The sequence below is a fragment of the Nonomuraea sp. NPDC049709 genome, from assembly GCF_040674815.1.
Lineage (GTDB): Bacteria > Actinomycetota > Actinomycetes > Streptosporangiales > Streptosporangiaceae > Nonomuraea.
Genome location: NZ_JBFANM010000009.1, coordinates 190542 through 208266, shown reverse-complemented (window position 1 = coordinate 208266; position 17725 = coordinate 190542). Strand labels below are relative to the sequence as shown.

Sequence of the window (17725 nt, the reverse complement as noted above, 5' to 3'; positions counted from 1 at the left end):
CGATGAAGAACAAGTGGCTCCAGATCGCTCTTTCCGTGCTGTCGCTCGGCCTGGCCGTGCTGCTCGTGATCTACCTCCCGCAGATCGTGCGCTCGCTCACCGGCAAGCAGGTCTCCTGGGCGGGGATCGGCGCCTCGTTCGCCACGCTCGACGCCGGCGAGATCGCGCTGATGGCCGCGGTGTGGCTGCTGAGCCTGCTGGCGTACACGTTCGTGCTCACCAACTCCCTGCCCGGCCTGAACAACCTGCAGGGCCTGACGCTCAACGCGGCGGGCAGCGCGGTGAGCAACCTGCTGCCGTTCGGCGGGGCCGTGGGCGTGGCGCTGTCGTTCGCCATGACCAGGGGCTGGGGTTTCGGCAACCGGGCGATCGTGGTGATGACGCTGGTCAGCGGGATCTGGAACACGTTGTTCAGGTTCATCCTGCCGGCCGTCGGCATCATCGCGCTGCTGATCGCGGGCCAGGCGCCCAACGCGACCGTGGCCAACGCCGGCTGGACGGGCGCGATCTCCATCCTCCTGCTGTGCGCGATCGTGGCCGCGGCCCTCTACTGGCAGCGCGCCGCCGACGTGCTCGGCCGGGCGCTCGACGGCCTCACCCGGCTGCTGCGGCTGAAGGTGCGGCCTTCCGGGGCGTTCCACCGGCTGCGCGCCGACACCGCGAGCGTCGTCAGGAGCCGGTGGCCCGGGCTGTCGCTCGGCATGATGTTCTTCCTTGGCTTCCAGTGGGCGATCATGGCCGTGTGCATGCAGGCCACCGGCGCCTGGCCGGGCCCGGCCGAGTCGATCGCCGTCTTCGCCCTCTCCAGGATCCTGACCAGCGCGCTGATCACGCCCAGCGGCGCGGGGATCATGGAGACGGGCGTGGCCGCCTTGCTCATCGCCTTCGGTGTGGCGGAGACTCCGGCGATAGCCACCGCATTGCTTTTCGGCTTCTGGACTTACACTATCGAGATCCCGTTCGGCGGCCTGGCACTGGGCGCATGGGCGCTCCTGCGCAGGCGCAACGGCCGGAACGCCGGCGCGGAGCCCCCGTCCGCGATCTCGAAGGCCACCTAGTGACAATCCCAAACCCATCTCGTGCTAATCAACCACGGGCCTTGTGCGTGATTCGCAGGCCCGCATAGCGTGGCGGCTGACATGGTGGCGTTCCGAGTTCTGGGGCCAGTCGAGGCGTACGAACACGACGACGAACTCGACCTCGGCGGGTTGCGGCAGCGGGCCGTCCTCGCCCGGCTTCTCGTGGCCAGAGGTCAGGTCGTGCCCGTTGACACACTTCTTTACGATCTGTGGGACGACGACGCGGCAAAGGGCGCGCAGTCGGGGCTGCAGGTCTACATCTCGCGCCTGCGCCGGGTGCTGGAGCCCGGCCGCCCGCGCGGCGGCCCCAACCGGCTGCTGGTGACGGTCGCGTCCGGCTACGCCCTGCGCGTGGCCTCCGACCAGGTCGACGCGCTCAGGTTCGAGCAACTCGTCCGCGCGGCCGGCGAGCACCTCGAGGAGGGCGACCCGCAGTCCGCCCGCGGCCGCCTGGAGAAGGCGCTGGGGTTGTGGCGCGGCACGCCCTACTCCGACTTCGCCGACCAGGCGTGGGCCGAGGCCGAGGTCAACCGGCTGACCGAGCTGCGCCTCGTGGCGCGCGAGAGGCACTCCGACACCGGGCTGCGGCTCGGCCTGCACGCCGAGACCGTCCCCGACCTGGAGGCGCTCACCACCGAGCACCCGCTGCGCGAGGAGGGCTGGCGGCTGCTGGCGCTCGGCCTCTACCGCTGCGGCCGCCAGGGCGACGCGCTGGCCGCCCTGCGCCGGGCCAGGAACATCCTGGCCGACGAGCTCGGCATCGACCCGGGGCCCGCCCTGCGCAAGCTGGAGTCCGACATCCTGGCCCAGGCGCCCGAGCTGGAGCTGGCGCCGCCGCCCGCGCGCGCCCCGAGGTCCTCCGCGCCGGTCACCGACACCTGGCCGCCGAGACCGGCCACCCCCGTCGAGCCGCCGCCGCTGGAGCCCGAGCCGTTCGTCGGCCGCGACGCCGAGCTGTCCAGGCTGACCAATGCGGCCTCGCGCACGGGCAGGTTCCAGGTGGCGATCGTGACCGGGGTCGCCGGCGCGGGCAAGACCACGCTGCTGCGCCAGCTGGAGAGCAGGCTCGGCACCGACGGCTGGATCACCGCCTCGGGCGCCTGCCCCGACTCCAGCGCCACCCCGCCCGGCTGGGCCTGGGTGGAGATCCTGCGCACGCTCATCGGCATGACCGGCGCGGGCGAATACGCCCAGCTCCTGGCGCCGCTGCTGGACGACGCGGCGCCCGATCCCGACGAGGACGAGGTGTCGGGCGGGTTCCGGCTGCACCGCGCGGTCGGCGGCTATCTCGCCGGGGTGGCGCGGCGCTCGCCGGTGCTGCTGACGCTGGAGGACCTGCACTGGGCCGACGACCAGACGCTCGCCCTGCTGCGGGCGCTGCCGAGCCTGCTGGCCACCAGCCGGGTGCTGCTCGTGGTGACGTGCAGGGAGAGCGAGCTCGACGACCGCCAGTCCGACGTGCTGGCCGCCCTGGCCCGGCTGGGGCCGCTGCGGGTGGGCCTGTCGGGGCTGGACCCGAAGGCCGTGGCCGAGCTGGTCAAGGCGACCTGCGTACGCGAGATCGACGAGGACGCGGTCGAGTCGATCGTCGAGCGCACCGGCGGCAACCCGTTCTTCGTCCGCGAGACCGTGCGCCTGCTCGACTCCGAGGGCGCGGCCGACCGGGCCAGCGCGACGGAGGTGCTCTCGCAGGTGCCCTCCGGCGTGCGTGACGTGCTGCGGCGGCGCATCTCGCGGCTGCCCGCCAGGGCGCAGCAGATCCTGCTGCAGGCCGCGGTGATCGGCCGTGACGTCGACCTTGACGTGCTGGTCGCCGTGGCGGTGGACGAGGAGGCGGTGATCGAGGCCGTCGAGGCGGCGCTGCTGGCCGGGCTGGTGACCGAGCCGGGGCCCGGGCTGCTGCGGTTCGACCACGACCTGGTCCGCGACACGATCTACTCCGACGCCTCCAGGCTGCGCCGCACCAGGCTGCACGCGGCCGTGGCGGCGGTCATCGAGCAGCGCACGCCGTCCGACGTGGCGGCGCTGGCCCATCACTACTTCCAGGCCGACGCGTCCGACAAGTCGGTCCACTACGCGGGGCTGGCGGCCGAGCAGGCCGAGCGGCGCTTCGCCCACCGCGAGGCGGCCACGCTGTGGGAGCAGGCCATCGCCGCCTTCGACCGCTCGCGGGGCGAGGAGCCCCGCAAGGACGAGCACAGCGGCGAGCAGCGGCCGGAGCGCGCCAAGGAGCGGCTGAGGCTCCTGCTGCGCCAGATCCGCGCGCTGGCGCTGTGCGGCGACATGCACGCCGCCCGGCTGCTGCGGCGCCAGGCCATGGACGCCGCGCTGCCGCTGGGCGACCTGGAGATCACCGCGAAGGTGGCGGCGTCGCTGGCCGTGCCGCACAAGGGCATGGCGCGCGACTTCACCCGCACCGCGTGGGAGATCGTCGACGTCACCGAGCGGGCGCTCATAGAGCTGCCGGCGGGCGAGCAGCGGCTGCGGGCCAGCCTGCTGACCACGCTGGCCCTGGAGCTGGAGGGCTCCTCCTCGCCCGAGCGGGGCCGGCAGGCGTCGCTGGAGGCGCTCGAGCTGGCCCGGCAGAGCGGCGATCCGGCGCTGATCGCGGCGGCGCTGAGCGGGCGGCTGCGGCAGTCCTACGACATCCCCGCCGTGGACACGCGCGAGAGCATCGGCAGGGAGCTGCTGGAGGTGGCCCAGCGCTCGGGGCAGATGGCCACGCAGGCGCTGGCCCACCTGGTGCTGCTGGAGTGCGCGGCGGCCAGGGGCGAGTTCGCGGTGGCCGACGAGCACGCGGCGGCGGCCGACCAGCTGGCCAAGCAGTACGACCTGTCGGCGCCCGCCGCGGTCGTCGTCTGGTACGCCGGCCAGCGCCTCATGATCGCCGGCGACTACGAGGGCGCCGAGCGAGCCTACGGCGAGGCGGCCAGGATGACCGCGCGGGTGGGCATGCTGGAGGGCCGCCAGGACCTGCCGCTGATCACGACGTTCTGCCTGCACCTGGTGGCGGGCCGGGCAGCCGAGACGGTGGACCTGCTGGCCGATGCCCACATGCGCGGCGCCAAGTGGACACTCGACGCCTACGCGCTGGCCCTGGCCTCGGCCGGGCACCTCAACGACGCCAAGGCCGTGGCCGCCACCCGCCCGCCGGTGCGCCCCGACTTCCTGTACGAGCTGGCGATGACCTGGCGCGCGCTGGCCGGCATGCTGCTCGACGACCGGGAGCGGATGGTCGACTGCTACGACAAGCTCAAGCCGTTCGCCGACCGGGTGGCGGGCGCGGGCACCGGCGTGGTGGCGCTGTGGCCGGTGGCGCTGACGCTCGGCGACCTGGCCATCCGCCTGGGGCAGCCGGACGCGGCGCGCGAGCACTACAGGAAGGCCCTGGAGGTGGCCGAGCGGGTGGGCGTGCCGCGCTGGGTGGAGGCGGCGCGGCAGTCGGTCAGCAGCTCACTTGGAAACGGTCGCTCTTGACGGTCTTGGCGCCCTCGGCCGACAGCTCGATCCGGTACCAACCGGGGTTGCCGGAGATCTGGGGGCGCCACTCGACGGTGCGCTGGGCGCCGGCGAAGCCGTCGTAGTCGACGACATAGGTGCGCCAGGTCTTGCCGGCGGAGCTCCAGCGGGCGAGCCGCCAGTGGTAGAGCACGGTCGCGTCGGGGTCGGGGCTGACGAGCAGGCTGCGGGCGACGTACGACCTGGCGCAACCGGCGGCGCCGTCGACCAGCGCGTTCACGGTGACCTTGCCCGCCTGGGCCGCGGTGGTGACCTCCTCGGCCGGGGCGGTGATGGGCACCTCGCGAGCCGACAGGGTGATCGGGGTGGGACCGGGCGCGGAGCTGGCGTTACTGTAGGCGGAGAAGCCGACGTACGCGCTGGTGAAGGCAAGGGCCGCCACGAACAGCTTGGCGGCGTTCGCGGTCCCGCTGGCGAGGACGGCTGCGCTTCTGGTCGGCATCTTCAACACCCCTTTTGGCTCACTCATAGAGTGGAGCCGGGTGGTTGAGTGCTGGTTGTCGGCTGGTTGCACCTTTTACGGGGGGCTTGCAAGCCGGTGTGGCACGAACTTGCACCTTGAACTAAGGTAAGGCTGACCTAAGGCTGTGTGGAGGGGTGGTGGACCTGCAGATGTGGCATGCGACGATCGCCGTCCCCGCTCCCACGGAGCCGTTCTTCCTCGGCATGCCGTACTGGCTGGTGGGGGCCATCCTGATCCTGGCCCTCTTCGGAGCCTTCCAGGTGTACTACTGGGTCGGGCGCAAGCTGGGCGAGAAGCTCTACGAGTCGCGCATCGGCGTCAAGCTGGGCCGCAAGCGGATCGCCAAGATCGAGCACGTCGTCGAGCGGTGGGGCGCGCTGGCCGTCTACGGGTGCTTCTGGGTGCCCATGCTGCGCCACACGCTGCCCTGGGTCGCGGGGGCGCTGCGGGTGTCCTACCCCTGGTACGTGGTCGCCAGCGCGCTGGGCTGCCTGACCTGGGCGCCCATGTGGTGGTTCGGTCTCACGGCGCTGGTGTGGGGCTGGCTGGAGCTGGCCGCGCGCTCGCCCGCCACGGCGGCGGTCGCGGCGGTGCTGGCCGTCGGGCTCGTGGGCTGGCTCACGGTGCGGCGCAGGCGCAGGCGGCGCGCCACCGAGGACGAGGCGCTGGTCTCCTAGGCGCCGTGCCCGCTCTGGTCGTCGATGGTGGCCTCCGGAGCGTTCCTGCGCACGGTCTCGATGCCGTTCACGCAGGCCACCTTGCTCGGGAAACCCTCCCCGACCGCGAGCGTCTGCCCGTTGTTCGCGACGAGCGCGAACCGGTATCCGCCCTGCTCGTCCTCGCTGATCACGAACCGTCCCGCCGCTGTCACCGTGCTCGTCACTACGTTGGTCACTACGCTGTCACCCGCCCCGCCATGTCCGATCTATGAATGATTTACCCCCATCTGATGATGCTGTATGGCGCGGTTAGGCAAACGAACCCTTGATCTCCTGCCAACATGATTGGCATGCGTATTGGGCGTTTGATGAGCTCTGCCGTAGTCGCCTTGGTTGTGGGGTTCTCGTCCCCTGCCCAGGCCGCCGCGGACGCTCCGGCCGTGGGGGCCAAGGAGGCGTACGTCGTCGACTCGGGCGGAACGGTCCACTTCGGCAAGCGGGAGACCAGGCGGGTGCCGGTGGCCAGCCTGGTCAAGATCATGACCGCGTACGTCGTGCTGCGGGAGGCCCGGCTGAGCGACACGATCACGATCACCGCGACAGACGTCAAGTACGCCGCCCGCGGCGGCGCCGCCACGGCCGGGCTGCGGAAGGGCGAGCGGTTCACCGTCAGGGACCTGCTGTACGCCCTCATGCTCCCCTCGGGCGCCGACGCCGCCAACGCGCTGGCCCGGCACTACGGCCCCGGCAAGACGGCCTTCATCGCCAAGATGAACCGCACCGCCCGCTCCCTCGGCCTCACCGACACCCGCTACACCAACGCGGACGGCATGCCCACGCCCGGCAACGGCGGCTACTCGACGGCCGTCGACCAGGCCAAGCTGGCGCTGCTGGCGCTGCAGAACAGCACGTTCACCACCGTGGTCGGGAGCGAGGTGCACAAGGTGGGCAAGACGGCCGTGCACCGGTCGCACACCTGGCGCAACACGAACAAGCTGCTCACGCGGGCCGACGAGGTGCTGGGCGTGAAGACCGGCTACACGAACGCGGCCGGGTACTGCCTGCTGTTCGCCGGCGAGCGGAACGGCCTGCGGGTCGTGGGCGTGCTGCTGGGCGACCAGAACGAGCGCCGTTTCTCGACGGCCGAGCGGCTGCTCGACTACGCGGGCGAGCAGATCGCTCTGGGCTGATCACCGGCCGGCTCAGGAGAAGGTGATGCGGCCGCTGCCCGGCAGGGCTCCCATGCCCCGGGTGGCGCAGCCGAGGATGGCGGTGGCGGGGGTGATGCCGCCGCGGACACGCTCGCCGGCGAGCAGGCCCGCGGTGACGGTGCCGTTCAGCAGCGTGTCGGCCGGATGCTGGGCCACGAGGCGGTCCGCCCTGATCCGCACGCTGGAGGTGCCGACGGGGCGGCCGGTCAGGCCGAACCAGGTGATCACGGCGCTGCCCCGGACCCGCCGGGCGCTGGCGCACGACGCCTGCGCGGTGGCCCGCACGCTGACCCAGCCCGAGCCCAGGAACGTGGCCGAGCCGTCGGGCGAGGTGCACCCGGTGAGCTCCAGGTTGCCGCGCGCCGCCACGTGCCGCGGCGTCAGCCCGACCCCGGGCGTGAAGGTCAGCGGCCGGCTGGAGGGGGTGGAGACGGCGCAGGTCAGCGCGGCGGTCGGGGCCGGAGCCGGGCCCAGGGGCCCCAGGGGCCCCGCCACGGCGGCGGCTGCGACGATCCAGGCCAGGTTCATGGTGCCCCCTCCAGCCTTGCGCTGGTCACCTCTGTAATCGGTCGGTCACATTCTGCATCATCAGACGGGCCGGCAGGCCGGATCCAGCCGGTCGGCCGTCCACCTGAGCGAGTGCGCCAGCCGCACCCGCACCCTGGCCGCCGGCCGGTGCGCGCGCCGCGGCGCACCCGGCAGGGCCTCTTCCAGGGACTCGCGGTATCCCATCGCCGTCTGGTGGGCGAGGACTTGCAGAGCGTCCATGACTCCTCCTTAATCAATTAAGAACTTAATTGATTAAGAAAGACCGGTCAAGGCGTTCGGTACGGTTGGACGATGGCCAAGGTCACGCTCCAGACGATCGCCGACCGCCTCGGCGTGTCCCGGGCCACCGTGTCCTACGCCTTCTCCCGCCCCGACCAGCTCAGCGACGGGCTGCGGCGGCGGATCATGGAGGTGGCCGACGAGCTCGGCTACGCGGGGCCCAACCCGACCGCGCGCTCGCTGCGGCTCGGCCGGGCGGGAGCTCTCGGGCTGCTGTTCAGCGAGACGCTGGCGTACGCGTTCGCCGACCCGTACGCGATCGGGTTCTTCCAGGGGCTGGCCACCGCGGCCGAGGACGCCGGCGTGGGGCTGCTGATCCTGCCGCTGCCGCACGGCGACCGGCGCAGCGACACCGTCAGGGACGCCGTGGTCGACGCGTTCTGCGTGATGTCGCTGCCGGACGGGCATCCGGCCCTGGCGGAGGTGCTGGGCAGGAAGCTGCCGGTCGTGGTGGTGGACGAGCCGTACGTGCCGGGGCACCCGTTCCTCGGGATCGACGAGCCGGCGGCCGCGGCCACGGCGGCGCGGCACGTGCTGGAGCTGGGGCACCGGCGGATCGGCGTGGCCATGGTCGGGCTGCACGACGACGGCCACACCGGCTGGGCCGACCCGGCGCGGCAGGAGGGGGCGGTGTTCGAGGCCATGCGGCGGCGGCGCGCCGGCTACCAGCTGGCCTGCGAGGAGGCCGGCATCGACTGGGCGGGGGTGCCGTTCTACGAGGTGGCGCGCAACTCGCGCGAGGCCGGGCGGCGGGCCGGGCACGCGCTGCTGGGCCGGGAGCCGCGGCCGACCGCGATCCTGACCAACACCGACGTGCTGGCGCTCGGCGTCCTCGACGCCGCCGCCGACCTGGGGCTGGAGGTGCCCGGGGAGCTGTCGGTGATGGGGTTCTCCGACAGCGCGGCCGAGGAGGCGGGGCTCACCACGATCCGGCAGGCCAAGCAGGAGATGGGAGCGGCGGCGGGGCGGCTGCTCCTGTCGGGGGGCGCGGCCGGGCCCGAGCGGCTGCTCTTCCCGTACGAGCTGGTCGTTCGCGCCTCCACTGCCGCACCGCCGCTACGGCCTGACCGCCCATGACACGGGCTGCGCCGCGAGCGCTCGGTGAAATCCCGGCGAATTCCGGCCCCTCATTCGTTTCCGCAGGTAGGGTGAGGCCGAAACCCCTCCACTAAGGACAACGTCATGGCGGAATTCTTCGAGGTCCGCACGACGATCGAGGGCCGGGAGAGGGCGGCCGGGCTCGCGCACGGCATCCTCCTCGCGGGTCTCGCCACGTCGATCGACATCGCCGAAGTCCCCCACCCCGCGCCCCACCGCGACGACACCGCCTGGCAGCTCACGCTCATCACGACGGAGCGGCAAGTGTGCACCCTGGAGCGGCACATCAGGGAGACCGGCGAGGAGACGCCCATCGACAGCGAGCCTGTCATGCACGACATCGACCGCTATCCCGACTGGCTCACCGACGACCGGCCCTGACCCCTGCTCCCACCTCCAGCGGGGCACCTCCCGCAGGGGGTGGAGCTGGTCGTCGGTCTCGGCGTGGGAGTTCCCCATCGCCACCTGCGTGCCCAACTCCACGTGCGAGCGCAGGGCCGCCCGGAACGGCTCGTCGCCGGGGAGCCCCGCCAGGTCGGCGGCCGCCATGTACAGCTCGACGAACCGCAGGCGCTGCTTCTCGTTGATCTTCAAGCCCCGGCGCGCGTCGATGAGCAGCGGAACCCGCCCATCTCCGCGGAGAAGGTGTCGGGACCGCCGAACGTCTCCGCCGTGAAGGCGGCCAGGTTGCCGATGTGGGACGGTTTGCCGGCACCGAAGAGCGGCCCCACAGGCGTACCAGGCCTATCTTCGGCCCCTGCGCTGGAAGGTCTGGGCGCCCGTGCGGTGCACGGCCGCCTTGACCAGGCCGAAGACCGCGCCCTGCACGGCTGCGGCGACGAGGACCTCGGTCCAGCCCCGCTCCAGGTCGTCGGCGTCGGGGGCGTCGTCCTGGCCGGAGGCCAGCTTCCACACCCGTTTGAAGAGCGCTGCCGCCAATGCGCCGCTCAGCAGGCTCATCCCCAGCGATGCGGCTTTCTCTACGGGCTGCATCCCATCTCCTTACGATGACGTGGTGTCTGCCCGTTGCCCCGTGGCACGCTCTTAAACTCCCACGGCGCCCTTCCTGGCCCGGCCGGCTACGAGCCCGCCTCCCGCATCAGGCCGTGGCAGGCGATCGCCGCGGCCGCCACGACGTTCAGGGAGTCGACCCCGGCGGCCATCGCCTTGGCGCTCATCGGGATGCACACCGTCAGATCGGCCTCCTCCAGCCAGCGGGACGACAGTCCGTCACCCTCGGCGCCGAGCAGCAACGCCACCCGCTCCGCGAACTCGACCTCGTTCATGGGGGTGGCCGCCTGGTCGGGGGTCAGGGCCAGCGTCTGGAAACCCGCCGACCGCAGCTGCGACAGCCCCTCGAACCAGTCGTCCATGCGCGCGTACGGGATCGAGAACACCGCCCCCATCGAGACCTTCACCGCCCTGCGGTAGAGCGGGTCGGCGCAGCGGGGCGACAGGACGACGCCGTCCACCCCGAGCGCGGCGGCCGACCTGAAGATCGCTCCGACGTTGGAGTGGTCGACGAGATCCTCCAGGACCAGGAGGCGCCGGGCGCCGCCCTTCAGCAGGGTCTCCACGGCGGGCAGCGGCAGGCGTTCCATCGAGGCCAACGCCCCGCGATGCACCTGGAAGCCCGCGATGCCCGTCATGACCTCGTCGCTGACCACGTAGACCGTCGCGCCGCCGAGGACGTCCTCCAATGAGGCCAGCCAGCGCGGGGTGGTCAGGACCGAGCGGATCGGGTAGCCGACGCCGACGGCCCGCCTGATCACCTTCTCCCCCTCCGCCAGGAACAGGCCGCGCTCGGCTTCGAGGCTCTTGCGCAGCTCCACGTCCCTGAGCCGGGTGTAGTCGGAAAGGCGCGGGTCGTCGGGACCGGTTACGTACTCAAGCACGTTCCGATACTGCCATGCGCCGCCTGACCTGCCAGACCACCGCGTAACCGGCCAGGACCAGGGCCAGGCCGATCACCGTGCCCGCGCCCGTCTTGGTGATCACGCTGGCGATGCCGAACTTCGGGTTCGGCTCGTCCACGAGCGGCCAGAGGAGGGCGCCGGCCAGGACGCCGACGGCGGCGGCCGCGATGACGGCCAGGCGGGCGCGGGGCGCGGTGCGCAACCGCTCCGGTACGGGCGCCGCCGCCATCCTGGACAACCCGCGCCATCCCCACCACACGACCACGGCCAGCCCGATCGCGGACGAGGTGTACTGCAGCAGGCGGAAGAGACTGATCACCCCGAAGACGGAGACGGACAACCAGGGACCCCATTCCGCGGGCCCCGTGGAGTGGGTGAAGGAGTCCCACGTCACGTGGGTGGCGGCGCCGATCACGGCTCCGGCGGCCATGGGCAGGAATCGCAGCCGGTCGGGGACGAGGCAGGCGGCGCGGCCCGCCAGCGAGGGCGGGAGCAGGGCGATCAGCGGGTCACGCAGGACGGCGTGGAAGAGGGGCAGCAGGATCAGGACCGCGAGCGGGTCGATCGTCACGACGCCCAGCCAGGAGTGCCAGTTGGTGTAGTCGGGCAGGAACGGCAGGAAGATCGGCAGGTCCGGGATCATGGCGCCCATCGCCAGCGCCCATGGGTCAATGAACCGGCGCACCCGCTGCGACGAGATGAGCGGCAACACGGCGGCGATATGGCTGGGCGTGAACGGCACGGCGACTCCCCCTGGTCGATCAAGGTTCATTATGCGGCCGAAGCTTGACACTCCTTTGCCGGCACCATTCGCGGTCACGATGCGTAGTGGGTACGGTACGTATCGCTGTCGACGGCCGGATAGCCGGGGGTTCGGGGGTTCATGGTGCCTGATCAGCGGATTCAGGAGCGTCCGGCCGCGTCAGCCGAATGGCTGCGCGCCGCGCGCGCCGCTCGTTCGCTCTCCGTGGCCACGCTGGTCTGGCTGGGCGTGGAAAGCACGCTCGGCCTGGCCGCGGGCCTGGCCGCGCATTCGGTCGCGCTCATCGGATGGGGCCTGTCCGCGATCGTGGAGGCGGCGGCCAGCCTGATCGTGGTGTGGCGGTTCACCGGCGCCCGCACGTTGTCCGCCAGCGCCGAGAGCACCGCGCGGCGGGCGGTGGCGGTGAGCTTCTGGCTGCTGGCCCCCTATCTCGTCATCCACGTCGCGCACGACCTGGACGCGGGGCATCGGGCGGAGCCCAGCGTGCTGGGGATCGTGGTGACGGCGTTCAGCCTGGTCAGCATGCCGGTTTTGGGCGCGGCCAAGCGCCGGCTGGGGGCGCGGCTGGCGTCGGCGGCGACCTCCGGCGAGGGCACGCAGAACCTGCTCTGCGGGGCCATGGCGGCCGGTGTGCTGGCCGGTCTGTGGCTCAACACCATGGGATGGTGGTGGGTGGATCCGGCGGTGGCGGTGGCACTGGCTATGGTGGCCGTACGCGAGGGAAAGCGCGCCTGGCGCGGTCACACATGTTGCCATTGACCACCACAGTGGGTAATCGCCGCATCAAAAGGGCTGTTTTGCCACACTGACCGCACCGAGTATCGTTCCCGGAGTATTGCGGAGCATCTCCCGCTAGGGTCTCCGGAAGGTCTCAAGCACACCTAAGAGGACATCGTGGGGCGACACCGCACAGACGAGCTCGACGGCGGATACAGAGCGAACGAACCCCCACCGCGCAGGCGGTCCAGGGGCGGTCGCGGCAGGGTGCTCGTACCGCTGGCCGGGGCCGTTGCCCTGGCCGTACTCCTCGGTGTGGCCGCGTTCGTCATCTTCAACCGCGACCACGACTGCTCGGGCGGCAAGCTGCCGCTGCGCGTGGTCGCCACTCCCGACATCCAGCCGGCGCTCAACAAGATCGCCGGTAATTACAACAAGGCCATGCACTCGATCGACAGCAAGTGCGTCGAGGTGACGGTGGCCAAGGAGGCGGCGGCCCGGACCGCGAACGCGCTGGCGGCGGGCAAGGTGAGCGCCGACTTCTGGGTGGCCGACTCCAGCCTGCTCATGGAGAGCATGCGCCAGACCCCGGCGGGCGAGGCGCTCCCGCAGGTGGAGGGCTCGATCGCGAACTCCCCCGTGGTGCTGGCGGCGGCCAAGTCGGCCGCGTCGAAGCTGTCCGGGACGCTGCAGCCGAGTTGGGCCGCAATGATCGCCGCGGCGAACGTGGCCAACGTGGACGGCCCCGGCCGGAAGGTCCGCGTGCTCGCCCTCGACCCGCAGAAGAACTCGGCCGGCCTGGCGGCGCTGCTGGCCGCGGCCGGCACGGCCAAGGAGGCGGGCCAGGACAAGGCGCTGGTGGGCGCGCTGAAGGAACTGTCGGGCCAGCTCGCGTCCGACTCGACGGCGCTGCTGGCCAGCCTGACCGTCAAGTCCGGCAGCAAGGTGCCGGTCGGCGTCACCTCCGAGCAGGCCATCTACGCGCACAACACGAAGAAGCCGGAGTCCCCGGTCGTGGCCCTCTACCCCAAGGAGGGCACGCTCAGCCTGGACTACCCCGTCACGATCCTGGCCAAGGACCCCCAGGTGCTGAAGGCGGCGGCGGACTTCAAGCAGGACCTCACCACCGAGTCGGCCAAGAAGACCCTGCGGGACGCCGGCTTCCGCAGCACGGACGGCAAGGCCGGTGACGCCCTCTCGGAGGCCAAGGGCTTCACCCCCGAGACCCCGGCGGCGCTGGACCCGCCGGACGGCGCGACCGTGACGCGGATGGTGCAGACCTGGACCCGGCTGAACCTCGGCACCCGCCTGCTCACCCTGCTCGACGTCTCGGGCACGATGGCGCTGCCCGTGCCCGGCACGAACATGACCCGGATGCAGGCCATCAACAAGATCGCCACCGAGGGCCTCGCGCTCTTCCCCGCTGGGTCCGAGATGGGCCTGTGGTCGTTCTCCACGCATCTGGACGGCCAGGGCAAGGACTGGAAGGAGCTCGTCTCCGTGGGGCCGCTCGCCGAGTCGCTCGACGGCGCGCTGCGCAAGGAGGTGCTGGTCAGGACGTTCGCCCAGCTCCGGGCCAGGTCCACCGGCGACACCGGGCTGAATGACACGATCAAGGCGGCGTACGGGCAGCTCACCAAGACCTACCAGCAGGACAAGGTCAACACGCTGCTGATCCTCACCGACGGCGCGGGCAACGACGATCCGGACGGCGGCGTCGGCAACGCCGAGATCGTCCAGTACCTCAAGAAGACCTACAACCCGAAGCGGCCCATCAGCATCCTGCTCATCGCCTTCGGCCCGGACGCCAAGAAGGGCAAGCAGCAGATGGAGACCCTGGCCAAGGCCACGGGCGGCGAGGCGTACATCGCCGAGAACGTCCTGCAGGTCCGCGACTTCTTCCTGCAGGGCATGGAACGCCGCCTCTGCACACCCAACTGCGACGGGTGATCCCGCGCTCCCCATGCCTGTTGGGCATGGGGGGCGAACCTGGCCGATCGAGGCCGCGTCCTCTCCGCGTGGGGCTTGAGTGCCCGTCCTACCTGCGGGAGGGAATCCGTGCCTGGATGGCCGACCATCGATCGCGCCGGAGATCAGGAGCTGGTTGAGGCTCTGCTGCGCGCGGACACCGATGCTCCCGCCAAGCTCTACGACTCCTACGCCGAGCGGCTGTACGACTACGCGGTCTCCCTGGCCGCGGAGGGAGACCTGGCCGCGGACGCCGTGCACGACGCGCTGGTCACCGCGCAGGGGTGCGTCGAGCGGCTCAGGGAGCCGGCGAGGCTGCGGGCCTGGCTGTACGCGCTGACCCGCTTCCAGGTACGCGCCCGGCTGGCGCGCCGCCCCGGCACCCCCGCCGGGGGCCTGCCGCTGCCCGAGGTCGACGGGCACGACGACCCCGAGTTGGCCGACCTGGTGCACGAGACGCTGGGCGAGCTGAGCAGGGGCGAGCGCGAGGTGCTGGAGCTGTCGCTGCGCCACGGCCTGACCCCGTCGGAGGTCGGGGCGGTGCTCGGGCTGACCTCCCGGCAGTCGGCGGCCCGGCTCGGCCGGGCCCGTGACCAGCTGGAGAACGCCGCCGCGGCCGTGGTGCTGGCCAGGACCGGCCGGGCGCACTGCCCGGACCTGTCGGCGATGGTGGACTCCTGGGAGGGGCCGCTCACCCCGCTGCTGCGGCGGCGGCTGTCCGGGCACATCAGCGGGTGCGAGGTGTGCACCGAGGGGCGTCACCGGCAGATCTCGGCGGGACGGCTGCTCGACATGGTGCCGGTGGCGTACCCGGCGATCTCGCTGCGCCGACGGGTGATCGACACCTGCGTCAACCCCGAGCTGGACCAGACCCGCGTGCTGATCACCGATCGCGGGGACAGCTTCGACCGGACGGGGTTCCCCGTGGCCGTCGAGCACGGCCGCTCGCGCCGGCGCCGGCCACGCCGCCTGGCGCCGCTCATGCTGGCGGGCGCGTGCCTGCTGGCCGCGACGGGCGCCATGGTCGTTATCAACGGCCAGGGCGCCTCCGACACCACCACGCTGCGGCCGGCCCCCTCCCCCACGCTCCCGGCGGAGGAGGACCCCACCCCGGAGCCGGTGATCGAGGAGGACGAGCTCACCCCCTCCCCGACGCCGACGCCGAGCCGCACGCCCTCGGCCAGGACCACGCCGAGCCAGCCGCCGACCGCCGCGCGGCCGAGCACCCGGCCCGCCACCCGGGCGGCCACCCGCCCGACGCCGGGGCGCAGGCCGGCGCCCGGTGCCCGGCTCGGCGCCTCGTGCCCGCAGTCGATCAGCGGCGTGGCGAAGATCGGGCTCAGCGCCCGCAACGCCGCGGTCTCCTGGGTGGCGACGGCCTCGCAGGGGCTGGACGTGTTCCCGGCGAGCGGGTCGGTCAAGGCCGGCGGCTCCGTGTCGATCTGGGTGACGGTCGTCGAGCCGAACGACTCCGGCAGCGGCCGCGTCTCCTTCACCTCGAACGGCGGCACCGCGACCTGCTCGCTGTCCTGGCAGGGTGACGGCCCTCGGACCCCCGATTCGCCGACCGACGAGCCGCCGGCCACCGAGGAGCCGACCCAGACGCCGAGCTCCGGGGTCGCGACCTCGTCCGAGGAAGAGCCCGCGGCCGAGTGAAGTGACCAAGAACACGTCAACTCGCAGTAGATCCACAGATTTAGACGACAAACAGGGATAAATCGGACCCTGACTCGTAGATCCCCGGCTACATAGGGCATTCTGGTGTGCTTGGGGACCGTTCGGGGTTGGCGATTACTTGACCGTGTGCTGAAAGTCACACGAGAAAACTCCGCCTGCCGGTAAACCGGAGCGCGTCGCCAAGCGTCGGCATTGACGTGTCCAGGCACGGATTGGTCCCATGAACTGGATCAACCGTGCTTTAACCAGGAAGAGCAGGAGAGAAGAAGGAGATGCTGAAGCAGCACCGCAGAGCGCTGGCCTGGCTGGTCGCGCTCGCCTGCATCGCAGGGGCGGTCGTCGCGCTGTTCGACATCGAGACACCGCTGCGCCCGTTCTTGATCTCCTTGTTCCTTCTCGTCGTTCCAGGGGCGGCGGTGGTGGGACTGTTGCGTGATCGTGACCCCCTGGCCGCCCTATCCGTAGGAGCTGCGGCAAGTCTCGTGCTCAACGTGCTTCTCGCCGAGGCCATGCTGCTCTTCAACGCGTGGTCGCCACGAGCCGGTGTCGCGACTGTCGCCGTGCTCGGCGGGTTCATGTACGTGCTTCGGGTCTTGTACCGGGGGAAGAGCATGCAGACCGAACAGGGGGCCAGGGCAAGGTGAACATCCAGGTAGTTCGGCCAGGAGAGCTCGGGGACTCCGAGCGGGCACGATGGCGGGAGCTGCAGAAGGCCGACCGCAGTCTGGACAACCCGTTCCTGTCGGTCGAGTTCGCCGTGGCGATGGACCGCTTGCGTGACTACGTGAGGGTGGCGGTCATCTCCGACGGGGGCGGCATCGCGGGATTCTTCCCGTACGAGCGGCACAGCTTCGGCATCGGCAAACCGCTCGGCGGCTTCCTCACTACGTGTCACGGTTTGATCTCAGTTCCGGACCTGAAGCTCGACGCGAAGGCCCTGCTGCGCGCGTGCAAGCTCAGCGTGTTCGACTTCGATCACCTGGTCGCGGGGCAGCCGACGTTCGCCCCATACGAGGCCGACGTCCGGCCCGCGCCGGTCATGGACTTCACCGCCGGCTTCGAGGCGTGGATCGAGCAGGTCAAGGCCAACTCGCCGAAGAACCTCAAGACCGTCCGCTACAAGGAGCGCAAGCTCGGCCGCGAGCAGGGCGAGCTGCGCCTCGAGTGGTCCTCGCCCGACCCCGAGGTCCTGCGCACCCTGCTGGCCTGGAAGTCGGACCAGTACCGCAGGACCGGCCGGGTGGACAGGTTCGCGCAGCCGTGGATCGTCGAGCTGACGGACATGATGCATGCCGAGAACTCATCGGACTTCGCGGGTGTCCTGACCATGCTTTATGCCGGGGACGTACCGGTCGCTGGGCATTTCGGCCTCCGTACGGCGACCACGCTTGTAGGGTGGTTCCCCGCCTACGACACCGAGTTCGGCCGCTACTCGCCGGGCATCGTCCACCACCTCCAGATGGCCGAGGCCGCCGCGAACGCGGGCCTGCACATGGTGGACATGGGCAAGGGCGGCAAGGAGTACAAGGACTGGCTCAAGAGCGGGGTCCTGTACGTCGCCGAAGGCCGTATCTCGCGACCGTCCCCCACGGCGGCGGTTCACTGGATGGGCCGAACTCCTTTCAACAAAGCCCGAACAATTGTCATGGATCGGCCGTCTCTTTATAGGGCGGCCGACCGTGTCCTGAAGGGCTTCGGTCGGGTGCGCACCTCGATGCAACAGCAGGAGTCACCCAACGCAGTAACCCAGGAACCAACGGGAGCGCGCTGAGCGCCCCCGAATACCCCCCGGCAGCAGCACCAACCCTCACTCTCCAAGGACCCTTC

Annotated in this window: 18 protein-coding genes; 11 read left to right on the top strand and 7 right to left on the bottom strand. The window is 71.3% G+C overall.

Annotated elements, in window-relative coordinates; translation table 11 throughout:
* Positions 1–2: 2 nt before the first annotated feature.
* Together AB0J69_RS11700 and AB0J69_RS11695 are read left to right on the top strand one after the other, a co-directional pair.
* Positions 3–1058, top strand: coding sequence for a lysylphosphatidylglycerol synthase transmembrane domain-containing protein (locus tag AB0J69_RS11700; RefSeq protein WP_364115627.1), 1056 nt, complete (start codon positions 3–5; stop codon positions 1056–1058).
* 81 nt (positions 1059–1139) lie between these two features.
* Positions 1140–4556, top strand: coding sequence for a BTAD domain-containing putative transcriptional regulator (locus tag AB0J69_RS11695; RefSeq protein ID WP_364115624.1), 3417 nt, complete (start codon positions 1140–1142; stop codon positions 4554–4556).
* Here the strand turns inward: AB0J69_RS11695 and AB0J69_RS11690 are convergent.
* Entirely contained in the window at positions 4525–5040 is a 516-nt protein-coding gene (locus AB0J69_RS11690; RefSeq protein WP_364115621.1) for a hypothetical protein, read from the bottom strand. The two genes, AB0J69_RS11695 and AB0J69_RS11690, sit on opposite strands and share 32 nt — an antisense overlap.
* Before the next feature lie 158 nt (positions 5041–5198).
* Between AB0J69_RS11690 and AB0J69_RS11685 the strand changes: the two genes are divergently transcribed.
* The gene (locus AB0J69_RS11685) at positions 5199–5738 is read left to right on the top strand and encodes a VTT domain-containing protein (RefSeq protein WP_364115618.1); all 540 of its coding nucleotides are present in this window, start codon (positions 5199–5201) and stop codon (positions 5736–5738) included.
* Here AB0J69_RS11685 and AB0J69_RS11680 read toward each other — a convergent pair.
* Positions 5735–5956 carry a DUF1508 domain-containing protein gene (locus AB0J69_RS11680; RefSeq protein ID WP_364115616.1) on the bottom strand — a complete coding sequence of 74 codons (222 nt, stop codon included), beginning with the start codon at positions 5954–5956 and terminating at the stop codon, positions 5735–5737. The two genes, AB0J69_RS11685 and AB0J69_RS11680, sit on opposite strands and share 4 nt — an antisense overlap.
* A gap of 132 nt (positions 5957–6088) precedes the next feature.
* On the opposite strand from AB0J69_RS11680, the gene AB0J69_RS11675 reads away from it, so the two are divergent.
* Entirely contained in the window at positions 6089–6910 is an 822-nt protein-coding gene (locus AB0J69_RS11675) for a serine hydrolase (RefSeq protein ID WP_364115613.1), read from the top strand.
* Between the two features lie 12 nt (positions 6911–6922).
* Here the strand turns inward: AB0J69_RS11675 and AB0J69_RS11670 are convergent, their stop codons facing one another.
* A complete protein-coding gene (locus AB0J69_RS11670; RefSeq protein WP_364115611.1) occupies positions 6923–7459 on the bottom strand; it encodes a hypothetical protein in 537 nt (178 codons plus the stop codon).
* 60 nt (positions 7460–7519) lie between these two features.
* Positions 7520–7699, bottom strand: coding sequence for a hypothetical protein (locus AB0J69_RS11665; RefSeq protein WP_364115608.1), 180 nt, complete (start codon positions 7697–7699; stop codon positions 7520–7522).
* Between the two features lie 72 nt (positions 7700–7771).
* On the opposite strand from AB0J69_RS11665, the gene AB0J69_RS11660 reads away from it, so the two are divergent.
* Together AB0J69_RS11660 and AB0J69_RS11655 are read left to right on the top strand one after the other, a co-directional pair.
* On the top strand, positions 7772–8836 hold the full coding sequence (locus AB0J69_RS11660; protein ID WP_364115605.1) for a LacI family DNA-binding transcriptional regulator: 1065 nt from the start codon (positions 7772–7774) through the stop codon (positions 8834–8836).
* A 105-nt stretch (positions 8837–8941) separates the two neighbouring features.
* Positions 8942–9238, top strand: coding sequence for a hypothetical protein (locus tag AB0J69_RS11655; RefSeq protein WP_364115603.1), 297 nt, complete (start codon positions 8942–8944; stop codon positions 9236–9238).
* 363 nt (positions 9239–9601) lie between these two features.
* Here AB0J69_RS11655 and AB0J69_RS11650 read toward each other — a convergent pair whose 3' ends face one another.
* The 3 genes from AB0J69_RS11650 to AB0J69_RS11640 form a co-directional block, all read right to left on the bottom strand.
* On the bottom strand, positions 9602–9850 hold the full coding sequence (locus AB0J69_RS11650; protein WP_364115600.1) for a DUF4235 domain-containing protein: 249 nt from the start codon (positions 9848–9850) through the stop codon (positions 9602–9604).
* Positions 9851–9936: 86 nt separating this feature from the next.
* On the bottom strand, positions 9937–10752 hold the full coding sequence (locus AB0J69_RS11645) for an RNA methyltransferase (RefSeq protein WP_364115597.1): 816 nt from the start codon (positions 10750–10752) through the stop codon (positions 9937–9939).
* Entirely contained in the window at positions 10745–11515 is a 771-nt protein-coding gene (locus tag AB0J69_RS11640) for a DUF4184 family protein (protein ID WP_364115594.1), read from the bottom strand. Before AB0J69_RS11640 ends, AB0J69_RS11645 begins: the two co-directional genes overlap by 8 nt.
* A gap of 141 nt (positions 11516–11656) precedes the next feature.
* Between AB0J69_RS11640 and AB0J69_RS11635 the strand changes: the two genes are divergently transcribed.
* From AB0J69_RS11635 to AB0J69_RS11615, 5 genes are all read left to right on the top strand, one after another.
* On the top strand, positions 11657–12295 hold the full coding sequence (locus AB0J69_RS11635) for a hypothetical protein (protein WP_364115591.1): 639 nt from the start codon (positions 11657–11659) through the stop codon (positions 12293–12295).
* A 225-nt stretch (positions 12296–12520) separates the two neighbouring features.
* A complete protein-coding gene (locus tag AB0J69_RS11630) occupies positions 12521–14203 on the top strand; it encodes a substrate-binding domain-containing protein (RefSeq protein ID WP_364115588.1) in 1683 nt (560 codons plus the stop codon).
* 108 nt (positions 14204–14311) lie between these two features.
* Positions 14312–15877, top strand: coding sequence for a sigma-70 family RNA polymerase sigma factor (locus tag AB0J69_RS11625; RefSeq protein ID WP_364115585.1), 1566 nt, complete (start codon positions 14312–14314; stop codon positions 15875–15877).
* Positions 15878–16170: 293 nt separating this feature from the next.
* Positions 16171–16542: a hypothetical protein gene (locus tag AB0J69_RS11620; RefSeq protein WP_364115582.1), complete on the top strand. Its 372-nt coding sequence runs from the start codon at positions 16171–16173 to the stop codon at positions 16540–16542.
* The gene (locus AB0J69_RS11615; protein ID WP_364115579.1) at positions 16539–17669 is read left to right on the top strand and encodes a GNAT family N-acetyltransferase; all 1131 of its coding nucleotides are present in this window, start codon (positions 16539–16541) and stop codon (positions 17667–17669) included. Before AB0J69_RS11620 ends, AB0J69_RS11615 begins: the two co-directional genes overlap by 4 nt.
* Positions 17670–17725 lie beyond the last annotated feature (56 nt).

Excerpts from the sequence above, each read along its gene's own strand:
- AB0J69_RS11700 (WP_364115627.1), top strand. The coding sequence starts at position 3 with ATGAAGAACAAGTGGCTCCAGATCGCTCTTTCCGTGCTGTCGCTCGGC.
- AB0J69_RS11695 (WP_364115624.1), top strand. The coding sequence starts at position 1,140 with ATGGTGGCGTTCCGAGTTCTGGGGCCAGTCGAGGCGTACGAACACGAC.
- AB0J69_RS11690 (WP_364115621.1), bottom strand. The coding sequence starts at position 5,040 with ATGCCGACCAGAAGCGCAGCCGTCCTCGCCAGCGGGACCGCGAACGCC.
- AB0J69_RS11675 (WP_364115613.1), top strand. The coding sequence starts at position 6,089 with ATGAGCTCTGCCGTAGTCGCCTTGGTTGTGGGGTTCTCGTCCCCTGCC.
- AB0J69_RS11670 (WP_364115611.1), bottom strand. The coding sequence starts at position 7,459 with ATGAACCTGGCCTGGATCGTCGCAGCCGCCGCCGTGGCGGGGCCCCTG.
- AB0J69_RS11665 (WP_364115608.1), bottom strand. The coding sequence starts at position 7,699 with ATGGACGCTCTGCAAGTCCTCGCCCACCAGACGGCGATGGGATACCGC.
- AB0J69_RS11660 (WP_364115605.1), top strand. The coding sequence starts at position 7,772 with ATGGCCAAGGTCACGCTCCAGACGATCGCCGACCGCCTCGGCGTGTCC.
- AB0J69_RS11655 (WP_364115603.1), top strand. The coding sequence starts at position 8,942 with ATGGCGGAATTCTTCGAGGTCCGCACGACGATCGAGGGCCGGGAGAGG.
- AB0J69_RS11650 (WP_364115600.1), bottom strand. The coding sequence starts at position 9,850 with ATGCAGCCCGTAGAGAAAGCCGCATCGCTGGGGATGAGCCTGCTGAGC.
- AB0J69_RS11635 (WP_364115591.1), top strand. The coding sequence starts at position 11,657 with ATGGTGCCTGATCAGCGGATTCAGGAGCGTCCGGCCGCGTCAGCCGAA.
- AB0J69_RS11620 (WP_364115582.1), top strand. The coding sequence starts at position 16,171 with ATGCTGAAGCAGCACCGCAGAGCGCTGGCCTGGCTGGTCGCGCTCGCC.